General features: G+C 70.7%; 8 protein-coding genes and 1 pseudogene. 5 read left to right on the top strand and 4 right to left on the bottom strand.

Annotated elements, in window-relative coordinates:
• Nucleotides 1-82 precede the first annotated feature (82 nt).
• From ACZ61C_RS21830 to ACZ61C_RS21820, 3 genes are all read right to left on the bottom strand, one after another.
• On the bottom strand, nt 83-823 hold the full coding sequence (locus ACZ61C_RS21830) for a hypothetical protein (RefSeq protein ID WP_465309395.1): 741 nt from the start codon (nt 821-823) through the stop codon (nt 83-85).
• Nucleotides 823-1317, bottom strand: a complete 495-nt coding sequence (locus ACZ61C_RS21825; RefSeq protein WP_465309393.1) for a SigE family RNA polymerase sigma factor — start codon at nt 1315-1317, stop codon at nt 823-825. Before ACZ61C_RS21825 ends, ACZ61C_RS21830 begins: the two co-directional genes overlap by 1 nt.
• Before the next feature lie 66 nt (nt 1318-1383).
• The gene (locus ACZ61C_RS21820) at nt 1384-2883 is read right to left on the bottom strand and encodes an MFS transporter (RefSeq protein ID WP_465309391.1); all 1500 of its coding nucleotides are present in this window, start codon (nt 2881-2883) and stop codon (nt 1384-1386) included.
• 120 nt (nt 2884-3003) lie between these two features.
• Here ACZ61C_RS21820 and ACZ61C_RS21815 point away from each other — a divergent pair, with 120 nt between their 5' ends.
• From ACZ61C_RS21815 to ACZ61C_RS21800, 4 genes and pseudogenes are all read left to right on the top strand, one after another.
• Entirely contained in the window at nt 3004-3669 is a 666-nt protein-coding gene (locus tag ACZ61C_RS21815; protein ID WP_465309389.1) for a TetR/AcrR family transcriptional regulator, read from the top strand.
• A 77-nt stretch (nt 3670-3746) separates the two neighbouring features.
• A pseudogene (locus ACZ61C_RS21810) lies at nt 3747-3962 on the top strand (helix-turn-helix domain-containing protein); the annotation flags it as partial.
• A gap of 64 nt (nt 3963-4026) precedes the next feature.
• Nucleotides 4027-4587 (top strand): DUF5753 domain-containing protein, encoded by a 561-nt coding sequence (locus tag ACZ61C_RS21805; protein WP_465309387.1) that lies wholly within the window; start codon nt 4027-4029, stop codon nt 4585-4587.
• Between the two features lie 9 nt (nt 4588-4596).
• Nucleotides 4597-4836, top strand: coding sequence for a DUF397 domain-containing protein (locus tag ACZ61C_RS21800; RefSeq protein ID WP_465309385.1), 240 nt, complete (start codon nt 4597-4599; stop codon nt 4834-4836).
• Here ACZ61C_RS21800 and ACZ61C_RS21795 read toward each other — a convergent pair.
• Nucleotides 4820-5014, bottom strand: coding sequence for a PspC domain-containing protein (locus ACZ61C_RS21795; protein ID WP_465309383.1), 195 nt, complete (start codon nt 5012-5014; stop codon nt 4820-4822). The two genes, ACZ61C_RS21800 and ACZ61C_RS21795, sit on opposite strands and share 17 nt — an antisense overlap.
• Before the next feature lie 286 nt (nt 5015-5300).
• On the opposite strand from ACZ61C_RS21795, the gene ACZ61C_RS21790 reads away from it, so the two are divergent.
• Nucleotides 5301-6173, top strand: coding sequence for a hypothetical protein (locus tag ACZ61C_RS21790; protein WP_465309381.1), 873 nt, complete (start codon nt 5301-5303; stop codon nt 6171-6173).
• The last annotated feature ends 121 nt before the right edge of the window (nt 6174-6294 follow it).

Genomic DNA, 6294 nt, shown 5'->3' with positions numbered 1-6294 from the left:
GCCCCAATGTGGCCTTCGGTGCGTTGAACGCACCGAAGGGCCCCTTGGGTGCGTTCAACGCAACCAAGGCCACATTGGGGCGCTAGAGATCCAGCCCCGGGGTCAGCGCCAGCGCCCGGACCTGGTCCAAGGTCAAGGTCGGTTCCGGGCGCTGCTCGGGCAGCCGGACGTCCTTCTGCTCCAGCACCCCGCTGCTGGTCGACCAGAACTGCACCTGCGCGGTCGAGCCTGCGAGCGACGCGCGGTTCTTCACCGCGTCACCCGCGGTCAGCGACGACAACCACAGGACGCCCTGGGGTGTCGGCTCCGTGCGGCAGGTGATCTCCCCCGGTTCGCCGCACGGCGGGGTCCCGACGCCACCCGGCACGATCATGACGTACACCGACCCGGATCCCCGCGAATCCGTCACGCGCACCCCCATGTGGAACAGCGCGTCCCGGGGTGCGTCGCCCGCCGCGTCGGCGATCAGGTGGAACGGGTCCTCCGGCGGTGTCTCCCCCGGGATCGTCAGCCGCGTGATCCGCGCGTCCGGGGCGAGCATCGACCGCACCGCGTTGCCGATCAGGCAGCTCAGCCGATCGACCAAAGCAGAGCGCGTGTCCGTCGCCGTGGGGCACGGGCGGTTCGCGACTTCGGCGCGGTGCGGGAGCACCACCACCGCCAGTCCCAGCGCGAGCACCACCACGGCGATCGCCACCGCTCCGGTGAGCAGGTGCTGCCGCCGCGACCGACGGGCCGAGGCCAGGACCCCGGCCGCCGAAAGGCCGAGGGGCGGTTCGCCTTCGGTCACGTAGGCCGTCAAAGAGGCTCGGACGTCTTCCATCACCACTCCTCCGCCGTCGGTGTGGGCAGGACCGCGCGCAGGGCTTCGACACCGCGGGCCGTCTGGGACTTGACCGTGCCCTCGGCGACGCCGAGCAGCGAAGCGACCTCCGCCACCGGGAGGTCTTCGAGGAACCGGAGCACGACCATCGCGCGCTGCCGGGGTGTCAACCCGGACAGCGCGCGTTCCACGTCGAGACGCAGGGGTGTGTCCCGGCCCGGTGGCGACTCCCGGTCGGGCGGAACAGCCGTCACGTACTCGCGCCCGGACTTGCGCCGCCCGGCCAGGAAGAGGTTCAGCAGGATGCGGCGGGCGTACGCGTCGGCCGTGTCCGGGCGGACCCGTCGCCAGTGCCGGTACAGCTGCACGAACATGCCCTGGACCAGGTCCTCGGCCGCGTGCCAGTCACCGCAGAGCGCAAACGCGACCCGCCGGAAGCGCTGCACGCGCGCGGCGAAGTAGTCGCTGAAATCGAGGTCTCTCGACGCCCCCACCCGGCCCTCCTTCGCACGTTCTCAGTGTTACTAGTGCGCGGAGGGCCGGGAAGGTTCAAGCGTGACTCACATGTGCACGGCGCCGGGAGCTGCTTCGCCCTTCGGGACGCCGGACTGCAGCAGCAGGCCGCTGATCAGCGCGCCCGCCGCGAAGATGACGGCCGCCCAGGTGAACGCCGTCGTGTAGCTCTCGATCGCCGCCTCGGCCGCCAGCTGCGGCGTCGGGACCTTGCCCGCGAGGTACGACGTCGCCGCGTTGCCGGCCAGCGTCGACAGCAGCGCCGTGCCGATGGAGCCGCCGACCTGCTGCATCGTGTTGACCGCCGCCGACGCGACTCCCGCGTCGTGCGCCTCGACGCCGAACGTCGCGACGCTCATCGCCGGCGCCATCGCCAGCCCGATGCCGAAGCCCATCACCAGCAGCGGGCCGAGCACGCCGGACGCGTACGTGCTGTCCAGGCCGATGCCGCTCAGCCAGAACAGGCCGACCGCCGCGATCGCCATGCCCGTCGGGACCAGCGGACGCGGGCCGAAGCGCGGCAGCAGCACGGCTGTGGCCGTCGTCGCGGCCAGCATCAGCGTCGCGACCATCGGCAGGAAGCCGACACCGCTCTCGATGGGGGTGAAGCGAAGGTTCTGCTGCACGTAGAACGTCAGGAACAGGAAGATCGCGAACATGCCGATGGCCAGCAGGAACATCGCCAGGTACGAGCCGCCGCGGTTGCGGTCGAGCAGCACGCGCAGCGGCAGCAGCGGGTGCGAGACGCGCTGCTGCAGCCAGACGAACACGCCCAGCAGCACCACGCCGGCCGCGAGGAAGCCCCACACCGAGACCGACGACCACGAGTCCGACTCGGCGTTCGCGAAGCCGTAGACCAGCGCGAACAGGCCGGCCGACGCGGTGATCGTGCCCGGCAGGTCGAGCTTCGGGCGCGGGCCGTCGTCACGCTGGTTGCGCAGCAGGATCGAGCCGCCGACAAACGCGACGACCGCGAAGATGATGTTCACGAACATGCACCAGCGCCAGTCGAGGTACTCGGTCAGCACGCCGCCGAGCAGCAGCCCGACCGCCGCGCCGCCACCGCCAATGGCCCCGAACACGCCGAACGCGCGGCCGCGTTCCTTCGGGTCGGTGAACGTCGTGGTGAGCAGCGAAAGCGCGGCCGGCGCGAGCAGCGCGCCGAAGACACCCTGGGCCGCGCGGGCGATCAGCAGCATTTCGATGTTGCTCGCCGCGCCGCCGAGCGCGGACACCGCGGCGAACCCGGCGAGACCGACGAGCAGGGCGTTCTTGCGGCCGAAGACGTCGGCCAGGCGACCGCCGAGCAGCAGCAGGCTGCCGAACGCGAGCGCGTACGCCGTGACGACCCACTGCCGCGCGTCGTTGGAGAAGCCCAGGTCGACCTGGGCCGAGGGCAGCGCGATGTTCACGACGGTCGCGTCCAGCACCACCATCAGCTGCGCGATGCCGATCATCACCAGGATCAGCCAGCGCCTGGCGTGATGCGGGTTCTCGACGGCGCGCGCGTCCCCCGGCGGCGCGACCGCGAGAGTGGATTCGGACATGGGTGTCCCCTCACTGGGAGTGATCAAGACGGTATGTGGAGTAGGTATCTCCCCTTACGCGACCCAAGGTACACACAAACCGGAGAAGGTGCCTCTACTTCACGCGTTAGACTGGACGGCATGGCACGGGACGCTGGTCCCGCCGCACCGGCGCGGCCGCTGCGACGTGACGCTGAACTCAACCGCCGTCGCATCCTCGCGTCGGCCCGCGAAGTGTTCGGCCAGCGCGGGCTGGAAGCCACGCTGGACGACATCGCCCACCACGCCGGCCTCGGCGTCGGCACGGTCTACCGCCGGTTCCCCAGCAAGGAACACCTGGTCGAGGCCATGTTCGCCGAGCGGATGGAAGAAATCGGCGACCTCGCGGCAGGGGCGCTGAAGGCCGAAGACGCGTGGGAAGCCTTCGTCGACTTCACGTGGAAAGCGGCCGAGCTGCACTCCACGGACCGCGGGCTGCGCGAGATCATGCTGTCGAACAAGTTCGGCCACGAGCACGTCGCCGAAGAGAAAGCCCGCATGGTGCCGTTGATCACACGGCTCATCGAGCGGGCGCAGGACGCCGGTGGGCTGCGGGCGGACTTCGCTCCGTCGGACATGGCGCTCGTGCACATGATGGTCGGCTCGGTGGTCGAGTTCACGTGCGCGGTCGACCCGGACCTGTGGCGCCGCAGCCTCGGCATGCTGCTCGACGGGCTCCGCGCCGAGCCCGGCAAGCCCTCGCAGCTGACCCGCCCGCCGCTCGACGAGCAGGAGATCGACCGAGCGATGTCCTGCTGGCGCCCCTGATGGGGTGATCGGCACGGGATCCCGGCGCCGCCCTCCCGCCCGGACACTGCACCCCGCGCGATCATGGCGACGGGGAGGTGCGGGTGGCGTACTACAGCGTTCCGGCGATTCGACGGCTGCAGCTGGGCCGCGAGCTGAGGGGCTGGCGGGAGAAGGCCGGGCTCACGCTGGAACAGGCAGGCGGCGATCTCGACCTGTCGAAGAGCACGCTCTCGCGGATGGAGAAGGGCCAGGGAGCCATCCACCCACTGCACGCGCGGGCGATGGCGGAGCTGTATCGCGTGCCCGAGGACGACCTGGTCGAGCTGGTCGAGGTCGCGCGGGAGGCGCGGCGGCCCAACCAGAACCGCATCGAGGGTGTCGGTCAACAGCTATCCGGCGCTCGAGGCGGAGGCGGTCTCGGTCCGCAACTTCGAGCTGGCCTGGGTGCCCGGACTCCTCCAGACCGAGTCCTTCACTCGGGCGCTCTACGCCGACAGCGGCACTCGCGAGCGCAACCACAAGCTCCACGTTCGGATGCGTCGTTGCGAGCGGCTGAAGGGCGACGATCCGCTCCAGCTGCACGCGATCGTCGACGAGACCGCGCTTGTGCGGCGGGTCGCCGAGCCGCACGTTCTGGTGTCGCAGATGCTGCACATCCTCGAGCTGACCGAGCTGCCCACGGTGCGGGTGCAGATCATCCCGGCCGACATGGGAACCTACCTCGGCCTGCACGGCGCCTTTTCGCTCCTCCGCTTCCCGGACGACACCATCACCGACCTTGGTTACGTCGATCACGCAGCCGGAAACCTGCAGCTGGTCAAGTTGACCCAGGTCGCCGAACTGGCCAGGCGGTTCACCACTCTTGCTAAGCTTGCACTCGGCGAAAACGAATCCCGCGATCTGCTTCTGCGGCTCGCGGATCAGCTGAGCGCATAGGGGTGGACCGTGGAACAGGCTTGGCGCAAGAGCACCTACAGCCAGGGCGAGAACACCGCCTGCATCGAGGTTGCCTTCGCCTGGCGGAAGAGCAGCTACAGCGGCAACGAGAACACCGCTTGTGTCGAGGTGGCCTTCGCCTCCCCCGCTGTAGCCGTCCGCGACTCCAAGGACCCTTCCGGCCCGCACTTCACCGTCGGCACCTCCGCGTGGCGCGGCTTCCTCACCGCCGTCACTCGGACGGGATGACCGCCCACAGGATCAGGTAAGCCACGAACTGCGGTCCGGGCAGCAGGCAGCTCAGCACGGCCAGCAGCCGCACGGTGCCGGTCTTCATGCCCCACCGCTGGGCGAGACCGGCGCAGACGCCGCCGATCATGCGGCCGTGGCGCGGGCGGGACAGCCGTCGTGTGACCGGTGCGCTCATCGTCTTTTCCCTTTCCTCGAACTTCCTCTTGTCCCCACTTCACCACCGGAGCACCCGGTTCCGCATCGCTCGCGGGAAGGATCGCTCCCTTAGGGGACGGTAAAGGCGAAAGACGTTCAGGCACTGCGGAATCCGCCGTCGGCGGGCCGGGAAACCGGTGACCTGCGCGTTCTCCGCGCACGATGCGGAAAATACTGAGAGATGTCCCCGTCAGGGCTGTTTTTTCGCCCCGATGTGGTGATACTTACGCCCCGTGTACCCGCGTTGGAAAAGCTTGGCCGTCGTAATGCTCTGCGCCCTCCTCGCGGCGGGCTGCGCCTCCACGCGGGCCGCGCCCGAGCAGACGTCCGGTCCGACGCCGTTGACCGCGGGCGCCGCGCTCGGCGACTTCGGCACCGTCGACTACTGCAGCCTGCTCGACGTGCCCGAGGTCGTGCCCGGCGCCGTCGCCACCCCGACGTTCGAAAGCTGCCTCGCCCAGGCCGGCCCGCGCACGGTCCTCGTCGGGCCGCTGGCCTTCGACTCCGACCCGAACATCAAGCCCTACGCCTACGCCGGGCCGGTGCCCGACGGCGTCGCGATCCAGCAGTCGATGTTCAACGACCGCAGCGCCTGCACCCGCGCGATCACCTTCGCCGACGGCAACCGGCTCGACCTCTCGGTGACCGACGAGGGCGGCAACCAGGCCGAACGCTGCGGGGTCGCGGACGCGGCCGTCGGCTCGGCGCTCACGGCCGTCACCGGCAACAAGGTCAAGCGGCTGACGTTCTCCGAGAAGTCGTGGGGCCTGGTGCTGCCGTGCGCGATGCTCGACAGCCACGAGCTCGACGCCGTCGCGGGCGCCGGCACCCGCCCGACGACCGGGCTGTCCGGGCACAGCTGCTTCCGCGGCAAGCTCAGCTTCAAGCTGACGGTGGAGACGATCGAGCCGCAGCTGCCGGCCGTCTCGGACGAGCAGATCGGCGGCCGCGCGGCCCGGCTGCGTCAGTCCGGCGCGTTCTGCCTGGTCGACACCAGCCAGCCGGCCCCGGGCCTGCCCGGCCACCGCGAACTGGCGGAGATCAGCGTGGTCGAGACGGCGGGCACGGCGAACGACGCCACCTGCGGCGTGGCCCGCACCGCCGCCGCGGTCCTGCTCCCGAAGCTCCCCCGGGCCTGACCGCCGTCGGGGGGGGGGGGGGGGGGGGGGGGGGCAGGGGGGGGGGGGGGGGGGGAGGGGGGGGGGGGGGGGGGGGGGGGGGGGGGTGGTGTGGGGGGGGGGGGGGGGGCGGCGGGCGGGT

This window comes from Amycolatopsis sp. NPDC104587, from assembly GCF_055583645.1.
Note: the sequence above shows the minus strand (reverse complement) of the source record. Positions and strands in the feature narration are given on the sequence as shown.